At 71.4% G+C, this 24,172-nt stretch carries 22 protein-coding genes; 6 read left to right on the top strand and 16 right to left on the bottom strand.

Features of this window, described 5'->3' with window-relative positions:
• Positions 1-26 precede the first annotated feature (26 nt).
• From ACFC51_RS27785 to ACFC51_RS27815, 7 genes are all read right to left on the bottom strand, one after another.
• The gene (locus ACFC51_RS27785) at positions 27-1,295 is read right to left on the bottom strand and encodes an AMP-binding protein (protein ID WP_376531444.1); all 1,269 of its coding nucleotides are present in this window, start codon (positions 1,293-1,295) and stop codon (positions 27-29) included.
• Positions 1,288-2,271 carry an aldo/keto reductase family protein gene (locus ACFC51_RS27790; protein WP_376373612.1) on the bottom strand — a complete coding sequence of 328 codons (984 nt, stop codon included), beginning with the start codon at positions 2,269-2,271 and terminating at the stop codon, positions 1,288-1,290. The genes ACFC51_RS27785 and ACFC51_RS27790 overlap by 8 nt, the downstream gene beginning before the upstream one ends.
• Before the next feature lie 7 nt (positions 2,272-2,278).
• Positions 2,279-3,799 (bottom strand): FAD-dependent monooxygenase, encoded by a 1,521-nt coding sequence (locus ACFC51_RS27795; protein ID WP_376373615.1) that lies wholly within the window; start codon positions 3,797-3,799, stop codon positions 2,279-2,281.
• Between the two features lie 10 nt (positions 3,800-3,809).
• Positions 3,810-4,991 carry a nucleotide disphospho-sugar-binding domain-containing protein gene (locus ACFC51_RS27800; protein ID WP_376373617.1) on the bottom strand — a complete coding sequence of 394 codons (1,182 nt, stop codon included), beginning with the start codon at positions 4,989-4,991 and terminating at the stop codon, positions 3,810-3,812.
• Between the two features lie 19 nt (positions 4,992-5,010).
• On the bottom strand, positions 5,011-6,075 hold the full coding sequence (locus tag ACFC51_RS27805) for a methyltransferase (RefSeq protein ID WP_376531446.1): 1,065 nt from the start codon (positions 6,073-6,075) through the stop codon (positions 5,011-5,013).
• Positions 6,076-6,213: 138 nt separating this feature from the next.
• Positions 6,214-6,963 (bottom strand): NAD-dependent epimerase/dehydratase family protein, encoded by a 750-nt coding sequence (locus ACFC51_RS27810; protein ID WP_376373623.1) that lies wholly within the window; start codon positions 6,961-6,963, stop codon positions 6,214-6,216.
• Between the two features lie 8 nt (positions 6,964-6,971).
• Positions 6,972-8,000, bottom strand: a complete 1,029-nt coding sequence (locus ACFC51_RS27815; RefSeq protein ID WP_376373626.1) for a methyltransferase — start codon at positions 7,998-8,000, stop codon at positions 6,972-6,974.
• Between the two features lie 522 nt (positions 8,001-8,522).
• On the opposite strand from ACFC51_RS27815, the gene ACFC51_RS27820 reads away from it, so the two are divergent.
• The gene (locus ACFC51_RS27820; RefSeq protein ID WP_376373629.1) at positions 8,523-9,368 is read left to right on the top strand and encodes a BTAD domain-containing putative transcriptional regulator; all 846 of its coding nucleotides are present in this window, start codon (positions 8,523-8,525) and stop codon (positions 9,366-9,368) included.
• Positions 9,369-9,479: 111 nt separating this feature from the next.
• Here ACFC51_RS27820 and ACFC51_RS27825 read toward each other — a convergent pair whose 3' ends face one another.
• Complete coding sequence (locus ACFC51_RS27825; RefSeq protein WP_376531448.1) at positions 9,480-10,232, bottom strand: TylF/MycF family methyltransferase; 753 nt, start codon at positions 10,230-10,232, stop codon at positions 9,480-9,482.
• Positions 10,233-10,427: 195 nt separating this feature from the next.
• Here ACFC51_RS27825 and ACFC51_RS27830 point away from each other — a divergent pair, with 195 nt between their 5' ends.
• The 4 genes from ACFC51_RS27830 to ACFC51_RS27845 are packed head-to-tail and all read left to right on the top strand — an operon-like array spanning position 10,428 to position 15,005.
• A complete protein-coding gene (locus ACFC51_RS27830; protein ID WP_376373634.1) occupies positions 10,428-11,495 on the top strand; it encodes a glucose-1-phosphate thymidylyltransferase in 1,068 nt (355 codons plus the stop codon).
• The gene (gene rfbB, locus ACFC51_RS27835; protein ID WP_376373636.1) at positions 11,492-12,472 is read left to right on the top strand and encodes a dTDP-glucose 4,6-dehydratase; all 981 of its coding nucleotides are present in this window, start codon (positions 11,492-11,494) and stop codon (positions 12,470-12,472) included. The genes ACFC51_RS27830 and rfbB overlap by 4 nt, the downstream gene beginning before the upstream one ends.
• Positions 12,469-13,737 carry a beta-ketoacyl-[acyl-carrier-protein] synthase family protein gene (locus tag ACFC51_RS27840; protein WP_376373639.1) on the top strand — a complete coding sequence of 423 codons (1,269 nt, stop codon included), beginning with the start codon at positions 12,469-12,471 and terminating at the stop codon, positions 13,735-13,737. Before rfbB ends, ACFC51_RS27840 begins: the two co-directional genes overlap by 4 nt.
• Positions 13,734-15,005, top strand: coding sequence for a ketosynthase chain-length factor (locus ACFC51_RS27845; RefSeq protein ID WP_376531450.1), 1,272 nt, complete (start codon positions 13,734-13,736; stop codon positions 15,003-15,005). Before ACFC51_RS27840 ends, ACFC51_RS27845 begins: the two co-directional genes overlap by 4 nt.
• A 96-nt stretch (positions 15,006-15,101) precedes the next feature.
• Here ACFC51_RS27845 and ACFC51_RS27850 read toward each other — a convergent pair whose 3' ends face one another.
• The 8 genes from ACFC51_RS27850 to ACFC51_RS27885 form a co-directional block, all read right to left on the bottom strand.
• Complete coding sequence (locus ACFC51_RS27850) at positions 15,102-15,530, bottom strand: nuclear transport factor 2 family protein (protein WP_376373644.1); 429 nt, start codon at positions 15,528-15,530, stop codon at positions 15,102-15,104.
• A 79-nt stretch (positions 15,531-15,609) separates the two neighbouring features.
• Positions 15,610-16,872 (bottom strand): FAD-dependent monooxygenase, encoded by a 1,263-nt coding sequence (locus tag ACFC51_RS27855; RefSeq protein ID WP_376531452.1) that lies wholly within the window; start codon positions 16,870-16,872, stop codon positions 15,610-15,612.
• Positions 16,869-18,230, bottom strand: coding sequence for an acetyl/propionyl/methylcrotonyl-CoA carboxylase subunit alpha (locus tag ACFC51_RS27860; RefSeq protein ID WP_376531468.1), 1,362 nt, complete (start codon positions 18,228-18,230; stop codon positions 16,869-16,871). Before ACFC51_RS27860 ends, ACFC51_RS27855 begins: the two co-directional genes overlap by 4 nt.
• Positions 18,231-18,289: 59 nt before the next feature.
• Complete coding sequence (locus ACFC51_RS27865) at positions 18,290-18,820, bottom strand: acetyl-CoA carboxylase biotin carboxyl carrier protein (protein ID WP_376531454.1); 531 nt, start codon at positions 18,818-18,820, stop codon at positions 18,290-18,292.
• The gene (accA, locus tag ACFC51_RS27870) at positions 18,817-20,508 is read right to left on the bottom strand and encodes an acetyl-CoA carboxylase carboxyl transferase subunit alpha (protein ID WP_376373651.1); all 1,692 of its coding nucleotides are present in this window, start codon (positions 20,506-20,508) and stop codon (positions 18,817-18,819) included. Before accA ends, ACFC51_RS27865 begins: the two co-directional genes overlap by 4 nt.
• A 35-nt stretch (positions 20,509-20,543) precedes the next feature.
• Entirely contained in the window at positions 20,544-21,299 is a 756-nt protein-coding gene (locus tag ACFC51_RS27875; RefSeq protein WP_277330640.1) for an NAD(P)-dependent oxidoreductase, read from the bottom strand.
• 9 nt (positions 21,300-21,308) lie between these two features.
• Positions 21,309-22,325, bottom strand: a complete 1,017-nt coding sequence (locus tag ACFC51_RS27880; protein ID WP_376373654.1) for a Gfo/Idh/MocA family protein — start codon at positions 22,323-22,325, stop codon at positions 21,309-21,311.
• Positions 22,310-23,692, bottom strand: coding sequence for an NDP-hexose 2,3-dehydratase family protein (locus ACFC51_RS27885; protein WP_376531456.1), 1,383 nt, complete (start codon positions 23,690-23,692; stop codon positions 22,310-22,312). Before ACFC51_RS27885 ends, ACFC51_RS27880 begins: the two co-directional genes overlap by 16 nt.
• Positions 23,693-23,920: 228 nt before the next feature.
• Between ACFC51_RS27885 and ACFC51_RS27890 the strand changes: the two genes are divergently transcribed.
• Positions 23,921-24,172 (top strand): acyl carrier protein, encoded by a 252-nt coding sequence (locus ACFC51_RS27890; RefSeq protein ID WP_376373660.1) that lies wholly within the window; start codon positions 23,921-23,923, stop codon positions 24,170-24,172.

Here is a 24,172-nt window from a genome sequence, read left to right on the forward strand (position 1 = left end):
GCGGCAGGACGGACTGCCCGCCGCCTTCAAGCTCGGCCTGCGAGATAGAGGTAGCCCTCCTCGTCCAGCCGGCCCCGGTCGCCGGAGTGCAGCCAGCCTCCTTGCAGGACCCGGGCCGTTTCGGCCGGTTCGCGCCAGTAGCCGCTCATCATGTGCGGAGCGCGCAGCCAGACCTCGCCGCACTTGCCGCGGGGAAGCGGCTCGCCCCGGGGCCCGCGGATCCGTATCTCCACCTCGGGCAGCGCCCGTCCGACGGACCGCAGCAGCTCCGGCCGACTCGTCGAGGCGGCCAGATGGTCCTCCTGCCGCAGGAGGGTGATGGCCCGGATCTCGCTGCTGAGGTAGTTCTGTGTCAGGACAGGGCCGAAGACCTCGATCGCCCGCCGCACGGTGTCGGCCGGGACAGGCGCGTTGCCGTACGGCACATAGCGCAGGCTCGACAGGTCCGTCCGGCCGACGTCCGGGTGGGCGAGCAGCCGCTGCAGGTGTTCGGACAGCAGGTACATGCTGGTGATCCGCTCGGCCTCGACGGTGGCGAGCACCCGGCCCGGGTCGAAGTCGTCCATGAGCAGGGCGGTGCAGCCCTGCCTGAGGAGCATGAGCGCGACCTCCCCCGCGTTCCCCGCCAGCGGGCTGATCGCCAGGGTGGTGATCCCGGCGGGAAAATCGCCGAGTGCGCCCTCCTCCGGCCGGCGCCAGTTGACGTCCATCGCGGAGAACCGGTGGACGGCGCCCCGCCGGGGGCCCGTCGTACCGTGCGAATGGACCAGCAGGGCGATGTCCTCCTCGCGGGCACGCGGCGCCAACGGCTCCCCGGACTCCTCGGCGGCCTGGGCCAGCAGGTCGCACCCCGCCTCCGGCACACCCAGCGTCAGCGTCCCGGGGACCGGCTCCCCCAGCACCTCGGCCCCCCGCCGGTCCACCACGAAGACCGCGGGCCGTGTGGCGGCGAGGATCCCGCGCCAGCCCGTCACATCTCCCGGCACGTTGACGTTGAGCGCGGTGAAGCGGCTGCCCAGCAGGTGGGCGGCCAGCCGCAGGGAGACCATCTCCGGCGAGTTGGCCGTGAGGCACACGATGCCCTCGTAGTGGCTGTGCCCCATCCGCTCCAGCGCGCGGGCGATCCGGTAGCTCTGGGCCAGCAGCTCGTCGAACGTCACCTGCCGCTTCCCCGCCCGCAGCGCGATCCGGCCGGACCAGCGGTGGAGCCCGGTGAAGAGCTCGGTCACATAGTGGGCAGGCGGCCTGGCACGCAGCCGGTCCTCCAGGGCACCGGTATCGGTCGGCTCACGCATCGGCCGCCCCGTACTCCGCTACCGGGCCGAGCACCTCGTCGATCCGCTCCACCAGGCCGGGGGCGAGTTCCAGCCCGGAGGCCGCGGCGTTCTCCTTCACCTGCTCCGGCCGGGACGCGCCGATGACGGCTCCCGCCACGCCCCGCTGCCGCAGCACCCAGGCCACGGCGAGCTGCGGGAGCGTCAGCCCTGCTTCCGCGGCCGGCCCCGCCAGCCGCTGGACCCGCTCGAGTACGTCGTCCACGAGGAAGCGCCGCATGAACTTGGCACGGCCGCCGACGAGCTCGGCACCGCCCCGCGAGTCCTCGGGCGCCGGCCTTCCGGGCAGGTACTTTCCGCTCAGCACCCCCTGGGCGAGGGTGAAGTAGGGCACCACCCCGATGCCGAGGCGCTCACAGGCGGGCATCACCCGCGCCTCGGGCTCACGCCAGAGCGCCGAGTACTGGGGCATGTTGTAGACGAGGTGGACACCCAGCTCCTTCGCCAGCGCCGCCGCCTCGCCGATCTGCTCGGGGGTCCATTCCGAGACCCCCATGTAGAGGACCTTGCCGGCGCGCACCAGGTCCGCGAAGGCGAGCATGGTCTCTTCCAGCGGGGTGTTGGGGTCGTAGCGGTGGGCCGTGTAGAGGTCGACGTAGTCGGTGCCCAACCGCCGCAACGAGGCTTCGAGACCTTCGCGGACGTGTTTTCGGGAGAGTCCCGAGCCGTTCGGCCCGTTACCCGCCGGGAAGAAGACCTTGGTGCAGATCACCACCCCGTCACGCGGCTCGCCGGAGAGGGCCCTGCCCAGGAGTTCCTCCGAACGCCCCATCCCGTAGATGTCCGCGGTGTCGAACGTCGTGATGCCCTCGTCCAGCGCCGTGCGCAGACAGGCGAGCACCGTCCCGTCGGGTGTGCTGTCCTGCGGATAGAGCAGATTGCCGAAGACGATCTCGCTGATGCGCAGTCCGCTGCGCCCCAGGTACCGGTGTTCCATCGTCGTCCTACCTCCCGTCCTGGGACCCGAACCACCGGGCCAGCGCCTCGCGCAGCCCGCGTTCGGTCCCGTCGTCCGCCGCCCAGGCCACATGGCCGTCGGGCCGCACGAGCAGCGCCCCGGCGGGCGCTGCCGCCGGGCATCTCGCCCGGACCACGTCGATGCGGTGTTCCCAGGGGCGGGCGGCCTTGGCCGGTGTCCCGCCCTCGGTCAGGTCGAGGAGCACTCCGCGTCCCGTGTGCAGCAGTTCCGCCAGACGGCTGCACCCGTGCTCACCTTCGAGGACGAGGTCCGGGGCGAACAGTCCGTCCAGCGGGTGCCGTGGCGCCGGATCGCCTCCGCCATCAGGCGTCCCGCTTCCCTCCGCCTCACCGCCGTACCGGACGTCGACTCCGTTGAGCGCGGCGGTCAGGAGCCGGTTGGTGTCCTGGAGCCCGAGCAGTTCCTCGAAGACCGCCCGCAGGGCTGTCACATGGTGCTCGTCCGGGTTCATCAGCGCGAGCTGGGCGCGGGTGTACAGCAGCACCCGCTCCCCGGCCCGGTGGCGCTCCTCGTGGTACGAGTCGAGGAGTCCTTCCGGTGCCCATCCGTTGATCTCCGCCGCGAGCTTCCAGCCGAGGTTCATGGCGTCGTGGACGCCGGTGTTGAGGCCCTGTCCTCCGATCGGGAAGTGGATGTGGGCGGCGTCCCCGGCGAGGAGGACCCGCCCGGAGCGGTACCGCTCGGCCTGCCGGGTGGCGTCGCTGAACCGGGACATCCATGACACCGGTTCCGTGAGGCCGAGTTCCCGTCCGTACACCCGGCGGACTCCGGCCCGCAGCTCCTCCAGGGTCACCGGATCCTGTGGGGACGGATGCTCACGGCCGTACTCGATGACCACCACGCGGCCCGTTCCGCCCTCCGGGGGGAAAGCGAGCACGACCACGCCGGTCCGGGTCCGTTGCCAACGGCGGGGGACGTCCTTCTCCGGGAGCGTGACGTAACCGATCATGGCGCTCACCGAGGCTGTGAAGCCGGGGAAGGAGATGCCCGCGAGGCGGCGCACCGTGCTGCGCCCCCCGTCGCACCCCACCAGGTAGCGGGCGCGCACCTCCTCGTCGCCGTCCGCGGTGCGGACGCCGACGCTCACCCCGTCGGGGTCCTGGCGCAGCGCGACGACCTCGTGCCCGCGCCGGATCGGCACGCCGAGCTCGGCCGCGCGGGCGGTGAGCAGTTCCTCGGTACGCGACTGAGGGACCAGGAGGCTGTACGGATGCCCGGTGTCGAGCGTCCCGTGGTCGAGCCCCTTGCTGAAGATCCCGGCGAACGGCAGTCCGGACACCGTGTCCGCGCCCTCCTCGAACCGGTCCAGCAGTCCGCGGATGTCCAGGCATTCCACCGTGCGGGTGTGCAGCACACCGGCCCGGTCGTGGCCCGCCGGCTCCGCGAGCCGGTCGACCACCAGCACCCGGACACCGGCCAGCCGCAGCTCGCAGGCGAGCGTCAGGCCGACCGGCCCGCTGCCCGCCACGACGACGTCGTACTCCATGGGGGTCTCCTCAGTCTCCGGTGTCCACACGCGCACCGCGCAGGACCGTCTCCTCGATGAGGGCGACGGTCTCGGGCGGGGACGGCATGGCCTGGATCTCGTCCCGCAGCCCGCGCGAGGCCGCCGCGTACGGCGCGTCCTGGCGGAGCAGCTCCGTCACCGCGGCCCCGACGGCCTCGGCGTCGGCGTGCGCCGCGGTGAGCTGGACGCAGGCACCGGTCGCCTCCAGCAGGTCCGAGTTGAGGCGTTGCTCGAACAGATGCGGCATGGTCAGCTGGGGCACTCCGAAGCGGGCCGCGGACAGGACGGTCGTCGCGCCGCCGTGGTGGATCACGGCGGAACAGCTGGGCAGCACCGTGTGGATGGGAAGGTCCTGCACGATCCTGGCCCGGCCCCCCACGTCGCCCAGCAGCTCCCGCTCCGCCCCGGTCACCGCGACGACGGGCTCCACGTCCAGGCCGGCGAGCGCGTCGAGCACCGTCGGGACCAGGAACATGTCCGGCTGGTCCGTCGCGGTGGACGTGAAGGTGCCCCACGTGACGCAGACCCTGGGGCGGCTCGGTGCTTCGAGGACCCAGGGCGGCACCACGCCCGGCCCGTTGTAGGGCACGTAACGCAGTGGCAGCGACGGGCCGGGGGCGTCGAGGTGCAGGCTCGGCGGGGTCGGATCGACGGCGAGCCGGTCGAAGGAGTCCGGCGGCCGTACGCCGTACAACTCGTATGTGGGACCGAGCCGTTCCAGGACGTGGTGGGCGAGCCACTTCCCGGGGTCGGTGGCGTACACGTCGGGACCCCACGCGTGCCGCACCAGCGGGGCGCCGGCCACCTCGGCGGCGACGGACGCCGCGAAGGCCACCGGGTCCCGGACGACGAGGTCGGGCTTCCACGACTCGGCGAACCGGACGAGATCGGGTGCCATCATCTCCGCGACCCGGTGAAAGATCGTGATGATGGCGTCCCGGCTCCGGTACTGGGCGGGGTCGGTCTCGGCGACGAACTTGCGGTGCAGCTGGGCGAAGTCGACGTCAGGACCCACGGGTACCGCCGTCAGGCCCGATTTCAGCACGGTCTCCACCACGTGCGGCTGGGCCGCGACCCGCACCTCGTGCCCGGCGGCGCGGAAGGCCCACGCGAGCGGGACCATGAACATGTAGTGCGACGGCCAGGCCGCGGTGGTCAGCAGGACACGCATGGGAAACTCCCTGGGAGGGTCAGGAGGGCTTGGACGCGATGAGGACCCGGTCGCCGGTCAGGCTCTCCACCCTCTCGGCCGACTCGAACCGGAAACCCGCGCGCTCCGCGTATCCCCGGCACTCCGCCACGGTGTACTCGGATCCGCCGTCCCGCATGATCGAGCAGTTGAGGCTCTGCAGGAGCGCGACGGCGTCGTCGCGCTCGTCCGAGAGCATCGCGTCGTAGACGACGACGCTCCCGCCGGGCCGCACGGCGCCGAAGACGCGTGCGAGCAGCCGCTCGCGGGCGGCCGGGGGCCAGTCGTGCAGGACATGTCCGAGGATCACCACGTCGGACTCGGGCAGCGGGTCCTCGAAGAAGTCGCCCGCCGTGAATCCGACCTGCGAGGCCGTACCCAGAGCCGCCATGTGTTCGTCGAACAGGGGGCGGACCGCGGGCAGGTCGAACACGCCTCCGCGCAGATGCCCATGGGTGCGGACCAGGTGTGCGGCGACGTTGCCGCGCGCCCCGCCCACGTCGAGGAACGTTCGGTGCCGGGACCAGTCCACGCACCGGCCGAGCTCGTGGGCGACGAACGTGTTGAAGGCGTCCATGTGCCCCATCAGCCGCCGCACGTTGTCCAGGTTCTCGAAATCCTTGTGGAAGTCCAGCTGGACCTTGCCGGTGTCACCGCCGGCCGTGGCAGGCGGGGTGTCGTCGGCCGGTCCGTTCCTCAGCACATCGGTCAGGGACGCCCAGGACCGGTAATGGCGCCGGGCGTGCTGGGCGATGCTCCCGCCCAGATAGCCCGGTGCGTCCGGAACCAGGAACACGGCCGCCTCCGGCTTGTTGGAGTAACGGCCGTCCTTGCGCTCCAGCAGGCCCAGGCCGACCAGGGCGTCCAGGAAGTCGGCTCCGGGCCGGGCGCGCACGCCCAGCCGGTCGAAGACGGTCTCGGCGGTGGCGGGTTCTTCGGCCAGCAGGGCGAACAGGCCGAGTTCTACGGCGCTCTGCAGCACCTTCGACTGGAAGTAGGCGGTGTTCAGCCGCAGGAGGGTCCGGGCCGCCGATGCCGGATCGGCGATCTGCGTCGGAGTGGTCACGGTCGACATATCGGGCCTTTCGGTGGATGGCGTGAGATCCGTGCCGCGGTGCGGACCGGTGGTGACGGCCCGGCCGTATGGACGGGGGCATGGCCGGCGGGTGGGTCGGCCCTGCCGCGCCGGCAGGACCCCGGGCCGTCAGGCGGGGGCCTCGTTCCGTCCCGCCAGGTACCGGTCGATCACCGTCCGGTAGTAGCCGGGGGCGAACCCCGGGCGGGCTTCGGCGGGCAGGAGGGCGAGCAGCTTCTCGTTCGAGACGGGACGGTCGCCCGTGACGTGCTGGACGTGCTTGTGCGCCACGGTGCCGAGCCGGGCCTCCAGATGGCCGACGATCTCCTCGATCGGTACGGCGTGTCCGGAGGCGACGTTGACCACGTCGTGCGACACCCCCTTGGCGAGCAGGGCGTCGACGACGGTGACGACGTCGGCCACGTGGATCACGTCCCGCCGGGCGCCGTGGTGCACGCGTACCGCCCCCGCACGGATCTGTGCGAGCAGGGACGGGACCAGTTGGTGCGCGCGCTGTCCCCAGCCCACCGTGTAGGCGAGGCGGAGGACGAGCGTCTCCACCCCGGAGGCGCGGAGCACGCCCTCCATCGACAGCTTGTGCCGTCCGTAGGGTGAGCTGGGAAAGACCGGGCCCTCCTCGTCGCCCTGGCCCCCGGCGCCGTACATGCCGCTTCCGCAGGTGGAGAAGTACACCAGCCGCAGGTGGTCCTCGCGGCAGCGCTCCAGCACCTGGTAGAGCAGGTCCGCCTCACGGGCGAACTCCGGCTCGGAGGTGCTGTGGGCGCTCGAGACCCCGGCCGCGAAAACGACGGTCCCGGGGTGCGCGGGCGCCAGGGGCGCGAGCCGGCCGGCGAGGAACCCGTGCCCGACGATCTCCATGACACCTCTCAGACACGGTCGGCGATGAGCACGCGCAGCGGGTTGTGCGGGAGGCCGTGGACCTTCGGTGGTGCGAAACCTGCGGAGGTGACCATCTCCTCGTAGTCGGAGAGGGGATGCACCTGCCCCTCCGAGGTCCAGGCCAGCATCAGCGCCGAGAACAGGTGCGGGACGGGGTCCAGGTGCGGCGGGTCGTCGCTGGTGCTGATGGCGATGGCGACGAGCTGACCGCCGGGCCGGACCGCGTCGGCCATCCTGGCCAGCAGCTCCTTCGCACGCTCGGTGGAGAAGTGGTGCAGGACATTGGCGACGACGACCACGTCGTACGGCCCTCCCAGCGGTACCTCGAACATGTCACCGGGGATGAAGTGCGCGCGGTCGCGCACCCCGAGCTTCTCCGCGTTGGTCTCGGTGACGGCCAGTACGTTGGGCCAGTCCAGGGACCAGATTCGGGCGCGGGGATCGTGACCGGCCAGGGTGTACCCGTAGAGCCCGTGCCCGCAGGCGACGTCGAGTACCTTCACCTCGTCCCGCTCCCCCGTCCCGGGCAGCACGTGGCGGGCGACCAGTTCCGCGATCGGCGGGGTGTTCAGGGTGCCCAGCGCGGCGAAGTCCTCCCAGAACGTGTACGCGGGTGTCTCGGCGTTCACCTCCATCACGGAACCTCCCGAGCGCACCGCGTCGCCGAGGCGCTTGATCGCGTCCCACTCGTAGTCGCTGGCGGCGAGCCGTACTGCGTCGCCGTAGTAGTCGGGGTGGGTGGTGACCAGGGTGCTGTCGGCGCCCGGCGCGAGCGAGAACCGATCACCGTCCTTCACCAGCAGGCCCGTCGCGGCCAGGGCGTTGAGCAGGATGCGCATGCCGCGCCGGTCGGTTCCGCAGAAGGCCGCGACCTCGTCCGGGCCGGCCGGCGCACCGGCCACGGCATCGAACACCCGCAGTTCGACCCCGGCGCGGAGGATGCCCGTCCTGCGTACCGCGGACATCATGGTCAGCAGGGCCTGGCGGGTGACAGTGGGTATGTGGTCCTCGGTCATCGATCTCTCCCGGCGTGAGAAGGCGCGCTGCCCGTTCGCTTCCGGATCCTGTGGCTGGCAGCTGGGAATCCGCTCGAGAGCCGGTGGAGCCGGACGGGTGCCGGAGGTTCGAAGGTGCGGAGTACATCGATTTTCGCCCAGGCCGACCGGGCGATCGAACCGTAACTTCATGTCACAGTTCTGAGCGAAAACATGTCGAACGCTTGACCGATTGCACTGACCACCCGGACCCTCGCCCAGAGGCGCCGCGGCCGGGGCGCTACCGCCCGTGTTCCGCGGCGGACGCCACGCCACCCCCAGGACCGGCGACTTCGAGCCGACCTGGCGGGGACCGGCCATGGAGTGCATACGCCGGAGGAACATTACGGAGGCAATGAAGGCCGACCGGAACTCGCTTGACTCACGAGACTAATCTCATGAAACTAGCCTCAGGCATCAATCTCGACGACCGGAATCGGGGCCATAGTGATCTACGGCTACTGCACGGAACGCATCGAGTTTCAGTTACTTGGTTCTCTCGGCTTGCGGACGTCCGACCACCCCAACCTGGCGGACGAACTCACTGCCCCCAAGCCGCGCAAGATCATCGCCTTGCTGGTCATGCAGGCGAACCACATCGTGCCCACCACGGCGATGGCCCGGGAGCTGTGGGGCGACAACCCGCCCGCCAGTGTCCAGACCACGCTCCAGACATACGTCCTCCAGGCCCGCAGGCTCCTCGGGCGTGCCCTGGGTCTGTCCCCCGCGGACGTCGCCCGGCGGATCCTCGTCACCAAGTTCGGCGGGTACCAGCTGAATCTCAGTCAACGCTCCGTCGACGTCAACGAGTTCGCCCGGTTGGCCGCCGAGGGCCAGCACGCGTTCATCGAGGGTGACGACGAGAGAGCCGTCCGGTTGCTGACCGAGGCCCTCGACCTGTGGAGCGGACCGCCGCTCGTCGACATCCAGGCGGGACCACTGCTGTCCGCGGAGATACGGCGCCTGGAGGAGAACCGGCTCACGGTGCAGATGCAGGTGGTCGACGCCAAGCTCCGTCTCGCCCTGCACGACCAGCTTCCGGGCGAACTGGCAGGGCTGGCCGCCCAGTACCCCAGGAACGAGAACCTGCACGCCCAGTACATGCTCGCGCTGTACCGCTGCGGCCGCTGCCCGGACGCTCTGGACGTGTTCCGGCGGTTGCGCGAGCGGCTCGTCGACGAACTGGGCCTGGAGCCCTCACTCAAGATCCAGGCCCTGCACCGGGCGATGCTCGCAGCCGATCCCGCCCTCGACCACGGGGCGGTCCCCACCGAAGGCAACCTGCTGCTCGACCGGTTCGCCCCCACCACCCCCGGCCGTGAGCCGTGGGTCACCCGGCGGGCCAGCTGACCGCTCCCCACCCACATCCGCCTCTCACCGCTCCGCCTCCCCCCACCCGCACGAGCCGGCCACGACCCTGGTCGCCCGCCCCCATGGGCGCGCTCCGGGGCCGGCCGCTCCTCACCCGGTCCTGCGCCAGTACACCCCGCAGGTGTCGACGGGCTCGATGGGCTCCTCGACCCCGTGCCGACCGCGGTAGTCCCACACCGCCTGCCGGCAGGGCTCGATGTTGTAGTCGTCGACGATGACGAACCCGCCCACCGACAGCTTCGGATACAGGTGGGTCAGCGCGTCCATCGTCGACTCGTAGAGATCTCCGTCCAGGCGCATCACCGCGAGGGAGTCGACGGGTGCGCCGGGCAGACTCTCGTTGAACCACCCCGGCAGGAACTCGACCTGGCCGTCCAGCAGTCCGTAGTGGGAGAAGTTCTCCCGTACCTCCTCCTGGGAGATCTTCAGAACGCCGTTGATGCGATGCAGCGCCATGTCCCGGTCCAGCGGATGACTCGCGGAGTGCACGACGGGCACCCCCTCGAACGAGTCGGCCACCCACACCCGGCGGTCCCGCACTCCGTACGCCTCCAGCACCGCACGCATCAGGATGCAGACCCCGCCACGCCACACCCCCGTCTCGATCAGGTCGCCGGGGACCTTGTCGCGGATCACGCGCTCGACACACGACTGCACGTTGGCCAGACGCTTCAGGCCGACCATCGTGTGCGCCGTCGTGGGCAGGTCGAGTCCTTGTGAGCGGGCGCTCGTGTCGAAACCGTCGAGGTCGCCGTACCACCCCACCGGAGCGTCCTCGTAGATCACGTTCGCGAGCACTCGTTTCATGAGGTCCAGATAGAGCTCGCCACCCCTTGAGAGCATGCTTCCTCCTGCGCGTTCGCCGGCCCTGGTGAAGGGCCCACCGTAGAAACGCTTCCTCAGCACCAGCTCGAAGTCCGCTCGAGATGGGGGGAGCCGGGTGCGTTCGAGTTCCGCTCGACCCGCGCTGTGGGGGCGGCACGTTACCAAGGACCCCATCTGCCCATCCGGACCCGGCGACGGGAAAGAGGGATTCATGTGAAGGCTCTGGTTCTGGCCGGCGGAATGGGGACGCGGCTGCGCCCGCTCACCCACTCCATGCCGAAGCAGCTGGTCCCCCTCGCGAACAAACCGGTGCTGTCCCGCGGCCTGGAGGACATCGCGCGGGCCGGTGTCACGGACGTCGGCATCATCGTGGGGGACTGGCACACGGAGATCGAGGAGGCGGTGGGGGACGGCGGGCGCTTCGGCCTGCGGATCACCTACCTGCCGCAGGAGGCGCCCTTCGGCCTGGCCCACTGCGTCCTGGTCGCGCGGGAGTTCCTGGCGGACGACGACTTCCTGATGTACCTCGGGGACAACGTCTTCGCGGACGGCGTCCACGCGCTCGCCGACGCCTTCCGCCGGGACCGGCCTGCCGCCCAGGTCGCCGTGACCGCCGTGGACAGCCCCCAGGAGTACGGAGTCGCCGTGACCGCCCCGGACGGCCGGGTGTTGGGACTCCAGGAGAAGCCGCGCGAGCCGAGGAGCAACCTCGCCGTGACCGGCGCCTACTTCTTCACTCCGGAGATCCACGACGCCATCGCCCGCATCCGGCCCAGCGCGCGCGGCGAGTGGGAGATCACCGACGCCATCCAGGCCCTGATCGACCGGGGCAGCGAGGTGCGGGCGGTGCGGTTGCCCGACTGGTGGAAGGACACCGGGCGCGTCGAGGACATCCTCGACTGCAATCAGCTCCTGCTCGACGACGTCACGACGTCCGTCCGCGGTTCCGTCGACGCGGCGAGCACCGTGCTCGGTCCGGTGGTCGTGGAGCCCGGCGCCCGCATCATCCGCTCCCACCTGCGCGGACCACTGATCATCGGTGCGGGCTGCGTGATCGAGGACAGCTATGTCGGCCCGCACACCGCAGTCGGCGCGAACTGCGTGCTCACCGACGCGGGGATCTCCCACTCGATCATGCTGCAGGACGCGACCGTCACCGACGTCAACGGCATCCACCGCTCGGTCATCGGCCGTTCGGCCCGGGTGGGCGCTCCCGTGAACGGCACGGGCCGCCACCGTCTCGTGGTGGGCGACCACACCGAACTCGAAGTCGTCGCATGAGGGTCCTCGTCACCGGCGGCGCCGGTTTCATCGGGTCGCACTACGTGCGCAGCCTGCTGTCCGGCGCCTACGCCGGGTACGAGCAGGCCCACGTCACCGTCCTGGACAAGCTCACCTACGCGGGCAGCACCGCCAACCTGCCGATGACCCACCCCCGGCTGACGCTGGTCCGGGGCGACGTCTGCGACCGGCGACCACTGCTCGACCTGCTGCCGGGACACGACGCGGTGGTGCACTTCGCGGCCGAGTCGCACGTGGACCGTTCCATCCACGACGCATCCCTCTTCGCCCGTACGAACGTGGTCGGTACGCAGAACCTGCTCGACTGCTGCGTGCGCACAGGGCCGCGGAAGGTGGTGCACGTGTCGACCGACGAGGTCTACGGCTCCATCGACGAGGGCTCCTGGACGGAGGACCATCCGCTGGAACCCAACTCCCCCTACGCGGCCTCGAAGGCGGGTGCGGACCTCATGGCACGCGCCTACTGGCGCACCCACGGACTCGACGTCTCGGTCACCCGCTGCTCCAACAACTACGGCCCCCACCAGCACCCGGAGAAGCTGCTCCCGCACTTCGTCACCCGTCTTCTGGACGGACTCCAGGTGCCGCTGTACGGGGACGGCCGCCACGTACGCGAATGGATCCACGTGGACGACCACTGCCGCGCCGTCCAGCTCGTTGTGGACGAGGGAGCGCCGGGCGCGGCCTACAACATCGCCGGCGTCGCGCGGTCCAACGAGGACATGACCCGCGACCTGCTGCGCCTGTGCGGCGCCGACTGGAGCCGGGTGAACAGGGTCGAGGACCGCAAGGGCCACGACCGGCGGTACGCAGTGGACGACTCCCTGATCCGGGACACGCTCGGCTTCGCTCCCCGCATCCCGCTCGACGCCGGGCTGGCCGGCCTAGTCGACTGGTACCGCGCCCACCGGGCGTGGTGGCAACCGCTCACCCGCACCGCCCAGGAGGCCCGATGAACAGGCGTGTCGTGCTCACGGGAATGGGTGTGGTGGCCCCCGGCGGCACCGGCACCAAGGCGTTCTGGGAGCTGATCACCTCCGGTCGCACGGCGACCCGTTCCATCTCCCTCTTCGACGCCTCCCCGTTCCGGTCGCGTATCGCCGCCGAGTGCGACTTCGACCCCGTCCCGCACGGACTGACCCACAAGGAGACCCGGCGGATGGACCGGGCCGCCCAGTTCGCAGCCGTCGCCACCGACGAGGCCGTCGCCGACGCCGGCCTGGAGTTCCACCGCACCGACCCCACCCGGGTGGGAGTCACGGTCGGCAGCGCAGTCGGCTGTACCACCAGCCTGGAGCGCGAGTACACCGCGGTCAGCGACGGCGGCAGGGACTGGCTCGTCGACCACACCTACGCCGTACCCCACCTCTACGACCACCTCGTCCCGAGTTCGATGGCCGCCGAGGTGGCCTGGCGGGTACGTGCCGAGGGTCCCGCTTCGGTCGTCTCGACCGGCTGCACCTCCGGGCTCGACGCAGTCGCCCACGCCCGCGGCCTGATCCTGGAGGGCAGCGCCGACGTGATGGTGGCCGGGGCGACCGACGCACCGATCTCCCCGATCACCCTGGCCTGCTTCGACGCCATCAAGGCGACCACCCCGCGCAACGACGACCCGGAGCACGCCTCACGGCCCTTCGACGCCACCCGGAACGGCTTCGTCCTGGGCGAGGGATCCGCGATGTTCGTCCTGGAGGAGTACGAGCACGCGGTACGCCGAGGGGCGCGTCCCTACGCCGAGATCACCGGCTTCGCCTCCCGCTGCAACGCCTTCCACATGACGGGCCTGCGCCCGGACGGCAGGGAGATGGCCGAGGCCATCCGGCGGTCGCTCGCCGAGGCGGGCGCCCGTCCCTCCGACATCGACTACGTGAACGCACACGGCTCGGGCACCAAGCAGAACGACCGTCACGAGACAGCCGCGTTCAAGGCCGCGCTCGGCGAGCACGCGTACGCCGTCCCCGTCAGTTCCATCAAGTCGATGGTGGGGCACTCGCTCGGGGCGATCGGCGCGATCGAGATCGCCGCCTGTGCGCTGGCCCTTCGGCACGGCGTCGTCCCGCCGACCGCCAATCTGCACGAGCCCGACCCCGAGTGCGACCTGGACTACGTGCCGCTGCGCGCCCGGTACCGGGCGCTGGACAGGGTGCTGACCGTGGGCAGCGGATTCGGCGGCTTCCAGAGCGCCATGGTGCTCGCCGCCCCCGAGGAGCGTGCGTCATGAGATCCCCGGCGCTGACCGGAATGGGCGTACTGGCCCCCAACGGGGCGGGCCGGCAGGCCTACTGGGCCGCCACCCTGCGGGGCGAGAACGGAATCGGGCGGGTCACCCGGTTCGACCCGGCGTCCTACCCCGCCCGGCTGGCCGGGCAGATCGGCGGGTTCGACGCGTCGGCCGAGCTGCCCAACCGGCTGATCCCGCAGACCGACGAGGTGACCCGGCTCTCCCTGGTGGCCGCCGGCTGGGCGCTCGCCGACGCCGCACTCGACCCCGCGGCCCTGCCCGAATACGCCATGGGTGTCGTCACCGCCAACACGGCAGGCGGTTTCGAGTTCGGCCAGCGGGAGCTGGAGAACCTGTGGTCCAAGGGTAGTGGCCATGTGAGCGCCTACCAGTCCTTCGCCTGGTTCTACGCCGTCAACACGGGGCAGGTCTCCATCCGGCACGGCCTGCGAGGGCCCGGTTCCGTCGTGGTGGCCGACGGTGCCGGCGGCCTCGATGCCCTCGCCCAGGCCCGCCGGATGATCCGCGGCGGCACCCCCCTGGTCCTGGGTGGTGCGGTGGACGGTTCGCTGTGCCCGTGGAGCTGGACGGCCCAGCTGACGGGTGGGCGCCTCAGCACCCGCGAGGACCCCGCCGACGCCTACCTCCCCTTCGACGCCCGTGCCTGCGGACACGTGCTAGGGGAGGGCGGCGCACTGCTGGTCGTCGAGGACCAGGACTCCGCCCGGGCGCGCGGCGCCCGCGTCCACGGGCTGCTGGACGGCTGTGCGTCCACCTTCGATCCCCCACCGGGGACGGGCCGCCCGCCCGGTCTGGAGCGGGCGGTGCGCCGGGCCCTGGAGGATGCGGCGTGGGACCCGGCGGACGTGGACGTGGTCTTCGCGGACGCGGCCGGCAGCCCCGGTCCCGACCGCGAGGAGGCGGACGCCCTCGCCGCCGTGTTCGGCCCGCACGGCGTGCCCGTCACCGCACCGAAGACGATGACGGGACGGCTGGCGGCAGGGAGCGGCCCGCTCGACGTGGCGACCGCCCTGCTCTCCTTCGCCGACCAGGTGATCCCGCCGACGGTGCATGTGCGCGAGCAGGTCGACGCCTACCGGCTCGACCTCGTCACCGCGCCCCGTCGGGTACCGCTGCGCCGTGCGCTGGTCCTCAGCCGGGGACACGGCGGGTTCAACTCCGCGGTGGCGGTGTCGGCGCCGCCCGGAGCGGGTCCGGTCCCCTCTCCCCCGGAAACACGGGCGGGCCGTACCACGCGCGCGGCCTGAGGAACCGCGCGCGGCGCAGCGGATCCACCGAAGGGTCCGGCCCGTCCCCCCGGGTGGTGCGGGGGGGGGACGGGCCGGACCCTTCGGGTGGATCCGTCAGGCGCCGTCGCGCGAGACTTCCCGGGCGCGCACCTTCCACTCGCCCCCCTCATCAACCAGGACGTCCTCGCAGACACAGGCCCGGTGCAGACGGGGGTCGCCTCCCCGGGGGGTGAGCACGACCAGGGCGTAGCAGCGCACCCGGACCGTGCCGTCGTCCTGCGCCGTTATGTCGAGCATGCCGTGCCAGTGCCGATGGGTCTCGCCGGCGGCACGCTGGGCGGCATGCGCACGGCTCGCCCCCTCGGCCAGTTCGGCACGGCCGCGGCTGGGCTCGGGGCGGCCCGGGAGGGCGAAGGTGCCGTCCTCCGTGAAGGTACGCGCCCATTCCTCGGCACGGCCGGTGTCCAGCAGCTGCATGTGGCGGGCGTAGAACTGCTCGATGCCGGCACGCAGCCGTTCCTGCGGGAGGGTGGCGAGATCCATGCGAAGTCCTCTTTCTCTCGACGGTTCCTGACGGGGCACGGGAGGTGTCCGGTGGATACGCGCACGGCTTGAGCCCGGTCTACGACCGGCCGGACGGACCGGGGACGAACAGATCGGAGCGCACCCGCGCGGCCGGGTTGCCCAGCGCGATGTGCCGGGTGATCTTCGGACCGATGGGCGTGCGCTGGACGAGGCCGGCCAGCCGCGGACGCACCACCCGGGCCACCCGGCCCTGCGAGAGCATCGCCTTGGCCTGCATCGTCTGTGTCTTCATCACCTGGTCGATGTCACGGGAGCGCGGCAGCACGTAGGCGTCCAGCCGTCCGGCCGAGAAGTCGCCGTCGCGCAGCGCCTCGACGAGGACGGGGTGCAGCAGGGCAGCGTCCTGGAGTGCGAGGTTGATGCCCTGGGCGCCGAGCGGGCTGTGGGTGTGCGCGCTGTCCCCGATCAGGACGAGGCCGTCGCGCGCCCACTCCCGCGCGCGTCCGGCGAAGACGTCCAGCAGGGTGAAGTCGGTGAGAGCGTTGAGGTGCCGCGCGAGCCGGTCGGCGTACGCGGGGACCGCGCGGGCGATCTCGGACCTGATGGTGTCGACGCCGAGCGCCGCCAGTTCCGCGTACCCCTTGTGCGGCAGGGTCCAGCCGAGCTGCACGGTGCCGGGGTACGACGGGTAGACGAGCACCGGCCGGCCCGCCGCCCGGAAGACGCGCACCTCTCGGCCGGGCGGCCCCTCCTGCGGCAGTTTGAACCACAGCACGTCGAAGGCGAACACGTCCTGCCTCTCGGCGCCGATCCCGGCGAGCCGCCGCGTCTTGGAGAACCGTCCGTCGGCGCCGACGACCCATCCGGCCCGCACGGTGTGGGTACCGGCCCGGCCCTCGGCGACAGCACCCCGGACGGCTCCGCGCTCCTCGACGAGAGCGCTCAGCCGGTGTCCGTCGAGATAGCGGAAGCCTACGAAGTCCTGGCAGCGGGCGAGCAGTTCCGCCAGTACGTGCCGCTGCGGAACACTGAGCAGGCGGTTGTACGGAGCGGGCAGCCGGCCGTAGGCGATGTCGAGGAGCACCCGCTCGCGTTCCACCAGCTGGAATCTGTCCAGCCAGTACCCGCCGCGCGCGACGGCGGGTTCCAGCACCCCGAGCTGATCGAGCAGGGCCAGCCCGCCGGGCTGGAGTATCTCGCCCCGGTACTCACGCGACATGGAGGTGGCGCGTTCGACGAGGGTGACCCGTACTCCGGAGCGGAGCAGGAGCAGCGCGAGGGTCAGCCCGGCGGGGCCGCCGCCGACGACACAGACGTCCGTGGCGGAGCTGGTGGCGCGGTGGCCTTGGTCGGCGGTCATCCGAGGGTCTCCTGTGAGGTGAGGTCCGCGACGAGCGACGTGGTGTGGGTGCCGTCGGCGAAACGCGGGTCGTCCAGTACGCGGCGCAGGAACGGGATGTTCGTACGCACTCCGGGACCGCTCACATGGAATTCGTCCAGCGCCCGGCGCATCCTCTCCCGTGCCTGCGCGCGGTCGGGGGCCCAAGTGATCACCTTCGCCAGCAACGGGTCGTAGGCCGCCGATATGCGGTGCCCGGGGAAACAGTCCGTGTCCACCCGTACGAACGGTCCCGCCGGAGCGGTGAACTCCTCGATCGGACCGGGCGCCGGCAGGAAGTCGCGCGCGGGGTCCTCGGCGTTGACCCGGCACTCGATCGCGGCACCGCGCGGGGCGACGCCGGACTGGCAGAGTTCCAGCGGCAGTCCGGCCGCGACCCGGAACTGCTCGCGCACCAGGTCCACCCCGGTGACCATCTCGGTCACGGGATGTTCCACCTGGATACGGCAGTTGACCTCCATGAAGTAGAAGTCGCCGGTGTCGTCCACCAGGAACTCGAAGGTGCCCGCCCCCGTGTACTCGGCGGCCTTGGCCCCGAGCAGCGCCGCCTCCCCCATGCGCCGTACGACGTCCGCCGGCAAACCGTGCGCCGGGGACTCTTCGATGATCTTCTGGTTCCGGCGCTGCACGGAGCAGTCCCGCTCCCCCAGGTGGACGACATTGCCCAGCCGGTCACCGAGCACCTGGATCTCGACGTGCCGGGCGGAGGCGAGGTAGCGCTCCAGATAGACCCGGTTGTCCCCGAACAGGGCCTGCGCCTTGCCGCGTGCCTGCCGGTACTTCGCCGCCAGCTCGCCGGGGCCGCGCACCACCTGCATGCCCCGGCCGCCGCCACCGGCCACCGGTTTGATGATGAGCGGGTAGCCGGTCTCCGCGGCGAGGGCGCGGGCCTCCTCCAGGCCGGCCGCCGGTTCGACGCCGCCGGGGAGCAGGGGCAGCCCGGCCTCGGCCATCAGCGCGCGGGCGCTGACCTTGTCGCCCAGCCGGTCGATGACGGTCGCCGACGGGCCGACGAAGGTGATGCCGTGGTCCTCGCAGACCTCGGCGAGGTCGGGGTTCTCGGAGGCGAATCCGTAGCCGGGATGCAGGGCCCGGGCCCCGGTGCGCAGGGCCGCCTCGATGAGGGCCGGGATGTTCAGATAGCTGTGCCGGGCCGGCGCCGGACCGATGTGCACGGTTTCGTCCGCCATGCGGACGAGCGCCGAGTCCCGGTCCTCGGTGGAGTAGACGGCGACCACTCGCATGCCCAGATCCCGGCAGCAGCGGGCCACCCGGAGCCCGATCTCTCCCCGGTTGGCGATGAGCACCTTCTCGAACAGGGGCAGGCCGTCATCCGGCCGCCGGTGCGTGGACTTCTGGAGCATCTGCATGCCTCTCCTCAGGCCGCTTCCGGCGGCCGTACGGCGAAAAGCGGTTCGTCGTACTCGACCGGGGCCGCGTCCGCCTTGAGCACCTCCACGATCCGGCCGTCGGTGACCGCCTCGACCGGTATGAGCAGCTTCATGGCCTCGACGATCCCCAGCTGCCGTCCCGGCGCGACCACGTCGCCCTCGTCGACGAAGCTCTTCCCGCCGGGCTCGGGCGCGCGGTAGAACACCCCGACCGTCGGAGCGCGGATGTACTCCACGTCCTCCTCGGCCCCCGTCCCGTCCGGTGCGGCGTGCACCGGGCCGGGGGCCGCGCCCACGGCCGCGGAGGGATCGGTTCCCGGCGCGGTGGCCCGCTCCGGGTCGGGCCACGTCATCTCCACCGCCACCTCACCGGCCCGGACTCTGAGCTCCGCGGGCGGTGTGCCCGCTGCGGCCAGCAGCCGGGCGGCGGTGCGGTGGACCACCGCGAGGAGGTCCGCGAGACCCTCCTCGCGCTCGCCCTGGCCGTCCCCCGCCTTCGTCTCGTCCCCTGTGCTCATGTCGTCCCTTCCGCTCGTGCGTCGTCCAGGCCGGCGCTGTAGTGCCGAAAACGTGCGTACCGGTGTTCGACCAGTTCGGCCGGGCCCAACCGCGTCAGTGCCGCGAGCCTGGCGACGACGGCCTCACGCAGCCGGGCCGCCGCACGTTCGGGTGCCTTCTGCGCGCCGCCCTCGGGTTCCGGCACCACTCCGTCGACGATCCCCAGCCGCAGCAGGTCGCGCGCGCCCATCCGCAACGCCTCGGCCGCCAGGGGCGCGGCGGTGGAGTCCTTCCAGAGGATGGCCGCACAGCCCTCCGGGCTGATCACCGAGTAGACCGCTCCCGAACACGCCAGGACGCTGTTGGCGACGCCCAGCGCGAGCGCGCCGCCGCTGCCCCCCTCACCCGTCACGACGGCCACCACGGGGACCGGAAGCCGGGACATCAGCCGCAGGTTCTCGGCGATGGCCGCCGCCTGGCCGCCCTTCTCCGCCTCCAGTCCGGGGTGGGCGCCCGGGGTGTCGATGAGGGTGACCACGGGCAGGGCGAGCTTCGCCGCGAGCCGCATCAGCCGGGCCGCCTTCCGGTAGCCCGAGGGGGTCGGCATGCCGTAGTCGTGCGCGACGAGCTCGGTGGTGGTGTGCCCTTTCCGGTGGCCGATGACCACGAGCGGGGTGCCGTCGATGCGGCCGAGGCCGGCGACGATCGCGGGACTGTCCCCGGACAGCCGGTCGCCGTGCAGTTCCTCGAAGTCGTCGAGCATCTGGCCGAGGTAGTCCTGCGTGGTGGGACGGCCGAGGTCCCTGGCACCCCGGACCGCTGTCCACGCGTCCTCCTCCGGCAGCTGCCGGTAGTCCTCTATCAGTGCTCCGTCGCCGCCCACCGGGCCCGGCCGCTCCCCCGACGCGAAGGACAGCAGCCGGGCCAGTTTCGTGCGCAGTCCGGACCGGGGGCAGACGAGGTCCATGAAGCCCCGGGACAGAAGGGATTCCGCGGACTGGAAACCGGGCGGCAGACTCTGCCGGATGGTCTGTTCGATCACCCGGGCACCGGCGAAGCCCATCCGGGCCCCCGGTTCGGCGATGATCACGTCGCTGAGTGAGGCGAAGGAGGCAGCCACCCCGCCGTAGGTGGGATCCGTGACCAGCGACATCGTCAGGATGCCCGCCTCGTCGAGCCGCGCCATCGCCTGACTGGTCGTGGCCATCTGCATCAGGGCGAGGGCCCCTTCCTGCATCCGCGCCCCGCCCGACGCGGTGACGAGCAGGAGCGGTGTCCGTTCCCGCAGCGCGGTGTCCGCCGCATGGGCGATCAGTCCGCCGACGGCGCTGCCGAGGCTCCCGCCCATGAAACGGAAGTCCATCACCGCCACGATCAGCGGCAGTCCCCGGACGGTGCCGCGGGCGCAGAGCACGGCCTCGTCCAGGCCGGTGCGCTCGCGGGCCTCCCGCAGCCGCTCGGGATAGGCCCGCACGTCGACGAACCCCAGCGGGTCCCCGGTCCGTACCGGGTGCACGAGCGGTTCCACACCACCTGGGTCGAGGAGGCCGGCCAGTCGCTCCGGGGCGGTCAGGGAACCGTGCCGCCCGCAGTGGGGGCAGACCCGGTCGTTGCGGACGAACCGCTTGCCGTAGACGGGGGCCCGGCAGCCGGGGCAGAGGACCCAGTCCGGTACATGGGTGTCCGGGGGCGGAGCAGTCGTGGTCATGGCCGCCAGTGTGGCCACCGGCCTTCCAAGTCCGCTCAAGCCGGACTCGAAGGCGCGACGGCTGCCAGATAGGAGTCGATGACCTGCCGGTAGTAGCAGGGTCCGAAGCCCAGCTCCGCGGCCTTCGGGACGAGCCCGTGCATCCGCTCGGTGGACACGGGGCCCTCCGCGGGTACGTCGACGGTGTGGTGCTCGGCCACGACGCCGGTGCGGTGCTCGAGGTGGCCGACGATGTCCTCCACGGCCGCCTCCCAGCCGGAGGCGATGTTGACCACCTGCCGCGAGACGTCCTCATGGAGGAGGCTCTCGAGCAGGGACACGGCGTGGCGGACGTCGATCAGGTCACGGCGCGCTCCCCGGTGGACTCGGACGCGGCCCCGCCGGACCTGTGCGACCAGCGAGGGCAGGAACTGGTGCGGGCGCTGTCCCGGGCCCACCGGGTAGGCGAGACGCAGGATCAGGTGGTCCGCGCCCGAGTTCCTGATGACCTCCTCCATGGCCAGTTTGTGTCTGCCGTACGGGGACGAGGGGCGTACGGGGCCGTCCTCCCGCCCGGCACCATGCCGAAGCCCGTACATACCGGCGGACGAGGTCGAGAAGTACACGAGTCGCCGGCCGTTGCGCAGGCACCGGCCGAGAGTGTCGTACAGCAGTGCGGCCTCGCGGGCGAACTGGTCCTCGGCAACGCCGTCGCCGCTGGACACGCCGGCCGCGAAGGCGACGACACGGGGGTGCGATCCGGCGAGCGGCCGGATGCTGCGCGCCAGGAAACCGTGGCCGATGATGCGCATGTGTGGCTCCTATGCGGCGCGGGGGGCGGGAGCACCCGCCTGTCGGATGCTCTCCACCAGGTCGGCTTGGCGAAGGATCTGCTCTCCGTACCCGGTGAGGTCACCACCGCCCAGGGCGGTGCCGGCGAAGGCGCTGACGATGTTGGCGAAGTGGTCGTCGGCCTCGAGTGTCAGTTCCTCGGTGCCGTCCTTGTCCTCGATGCGCACCACGGGCCGCAGGTCGGGCGGCGGGGTGAACGCCCGGTCCAGTGAGAGGAGGCCCTCGCTGCCGCAGATGCGGTAACGGCACTGGTAGGCATGGGCCATGCCGAAGGTCAGCTGGGCGGTGGTCCGGTCCGAGGAGAGCAGCGCCGCCCCCGCCCGGTCGACCCCCCCGGCCGGACCGGTGTCCAAGGGTGTACCGGTTGCGGGCGCGTCGATCATGAGCACGGCGCCCGCCACGGACAGGCCCGGGCCGCAGAAGTACTGCGCCGCCCGGACGGTGTAGACACCCAGGTCGAGCAGTGCACCGCCGCCGAGGCCGGGACGGTTGCGGATGTCGTCCGCGGGAAGCGGTGGGATGGTGAACTCGGCTGCGAAGGACCGTGGTTCGCCGATGCGTCCCGCGGCGACGAGCTCGGTGACGCTCCGGTGGACGGAGTGGTGGAGGAACATGAAGCTCTCCATCAGCAGCAGTCTCCGTCGTCCGCCGAGGGCGACGAGGTGCCGGGCGTCCGCGGCGGTCGTGGTGAGCGGCTTCTCCCCGAGAACGTGTTTTCCGGCTTCCAGAGCCCGCGCGATCCATGTGGCCCGCAGCGCGGCGGGCAGCGGGATGTACACGGCGTCGACATCGGTACGCCGCAGCAGTTCCTCGTATCCCGTGACCGCCTCGCACCCGTAGGGAGCAGCGAACCGGGCCGCCTTCTCGCCGGTGCGGCTGGCCACCGCCACCAGCCGGACCGACGGGTTCGACGCCAGGGCGGGCAGCATCTTGCGGCGGGCGATGGAGGCGCAGCCGAGCACGCCGACCCTCAGCCTTGGGCCCACAGTGGCTCCTTTCCCCAGAGGGACTGGAGGCAGGCGATCAGGGTACGAGCCTCCACGTCCACGTGATTGCTGTAGCCGGTGAACCGCTTGAGCTGGGACAACCCCAGCCACCGGTAGGCATCGGGCGGGTCGTCGCCGAGGGTCTCGTCGGCCTCGACGACGAGATAGCGGTTGTCGCGGCGGTAGAACCTGCCGCCCTCCTCGGACAGCAGCGCCGAGTAGTGCACGCGGTCGTCGGGTACGGCGAGCACGTAGTCGAGGTAGGGCGGCTTCTCAGGCAGATCGTGCCAGCCGTCCGTCACGCACTGCACGGTCGGCGCAATCTCGGCGACGTCGAAGGTACCGGGCTGGGTGAGTCCCTGGACGAGAACCTGCGGCTCGCCCGCGGTGCGTCGGACGACGAACGCGGCGATGCCCTGGCGCTGGGCGGCCAGCAACGGCTGCGTCCAGCTCGTCACTTCGCGGTTTCCCGCCCGTACGGAGACGGCGAGCACCCGCAGGTGGCGGCCGTCGCTGCGGGCGATCTCCACCGGTGTGCGCCGCCAGTCCTCGATCCGGGCGAGCGGCAAGGTGACGACCTCGCGTTCATGGCGGGTCTTGATCCCGGCGAGCCAGCTCAAGATCTCCGTGTCGCTGTGCGGAGCCGCGTCCTCGTCCCCCGGGGGGAACGGCAGCGACGACAGCACCGTGCGGGCGTCCATGTTGACGAGGTTGTCCACGGCGAGGAGCTGATGGATCTCGCCCAGGGTGAGCCAGCGGTAGTCGTCCCGGACCTCGATGTCCTCGGTGATCTCCACGACCATGTTGCGGTTGCGCTTGCGCAGGAAGCTGTCGCCCTGTTCGGACTGGAGCACGTCCGTGAGCACCTCGCCGCGCCGCTCCCCCACGAAGTACTCGATGTAAGGAGTGGGCCGCCCCCGGTGCACTCCGGTGTAGTTGCTCCGCGTGGCCTGGACGGTGGGGCCGAGCTGGAACAGGCCGATGTTCCCGGGTTCCATCTTGGCCTGCATCAGGAACCGCAGGACTCCGTCGATCTCCTTGACGAGGATGCCGAGCACCCCGGTCTCGGGCTGGTTGATGATCGGCTGGGACCAGGTGGTGCCGGATTCCCCACGGACCGTCAGGCCCTCGACGGAGAAGAAGCGTCCGCTGTCGTGCACCAGGTTCCCGGTGTCCGGGTCGATCCGCCACTTCAGCATCTCGCCGAAGGGGATGCGCCGGACCTCGAACGTGCCAGCTCGCCGGCGTTCGTCCAGCCAGCCGGGTATCCCGCCGACCCGGTCGCCGACCTGTGCCGAATGGGCCAGCCGAGGACCGTGCCGGTGCACGGTCCGGTCCCGGGCTGTCCGTGTAGCTGCCTGAGCCATGACTTCGCCTGTCCGGTCGTAGGGGTCGTGGGCTGGGCCACTCAGGCTGTGCGCACCGGGTCGAACCATGGTCGAACCGGGCTGGAGAGCGGGGCTCCACGCCGGCTCGAGCGGGCCTGGATGCCCGTCGGCGACTCTCGGCCGTGGAGAGCGCGGCCCGGGCACCGGCGCCGAGCCGGGCGGCCCGAAGTGTGCATCGACTCGGAACTTCCAGGAGGAACAACCGTCATGATGACCGCAGAAGACCTGAAGAGGATCATGCGTGAGGGGGCCGGCCAGGACGAGGGCGTCGATCTGGACGGTGACATCACCGACGTGCCCTTCACCGACCTCGGGTACGACTCGCTCGCCCTGCTGGAGACGGTGAGCAGGGTGGAGCGCGAGTTCGGGGGGCCGATCGCCGACGAGATCGTCGGCGTCGCGAGGACGCCGGGCGAGTTCCTGCGCCTCGTCAACCTGAACATGTCGGGGGCGAGCTGA

This window comes from Streptomyces sp. NPDC055962 (assembly GCF_042270185.1).
Lineage (GTDB): Bacteria > Actinomycetota > Actinomycetes > Streptomycetales > Streptomycetaceae > Streptomyces.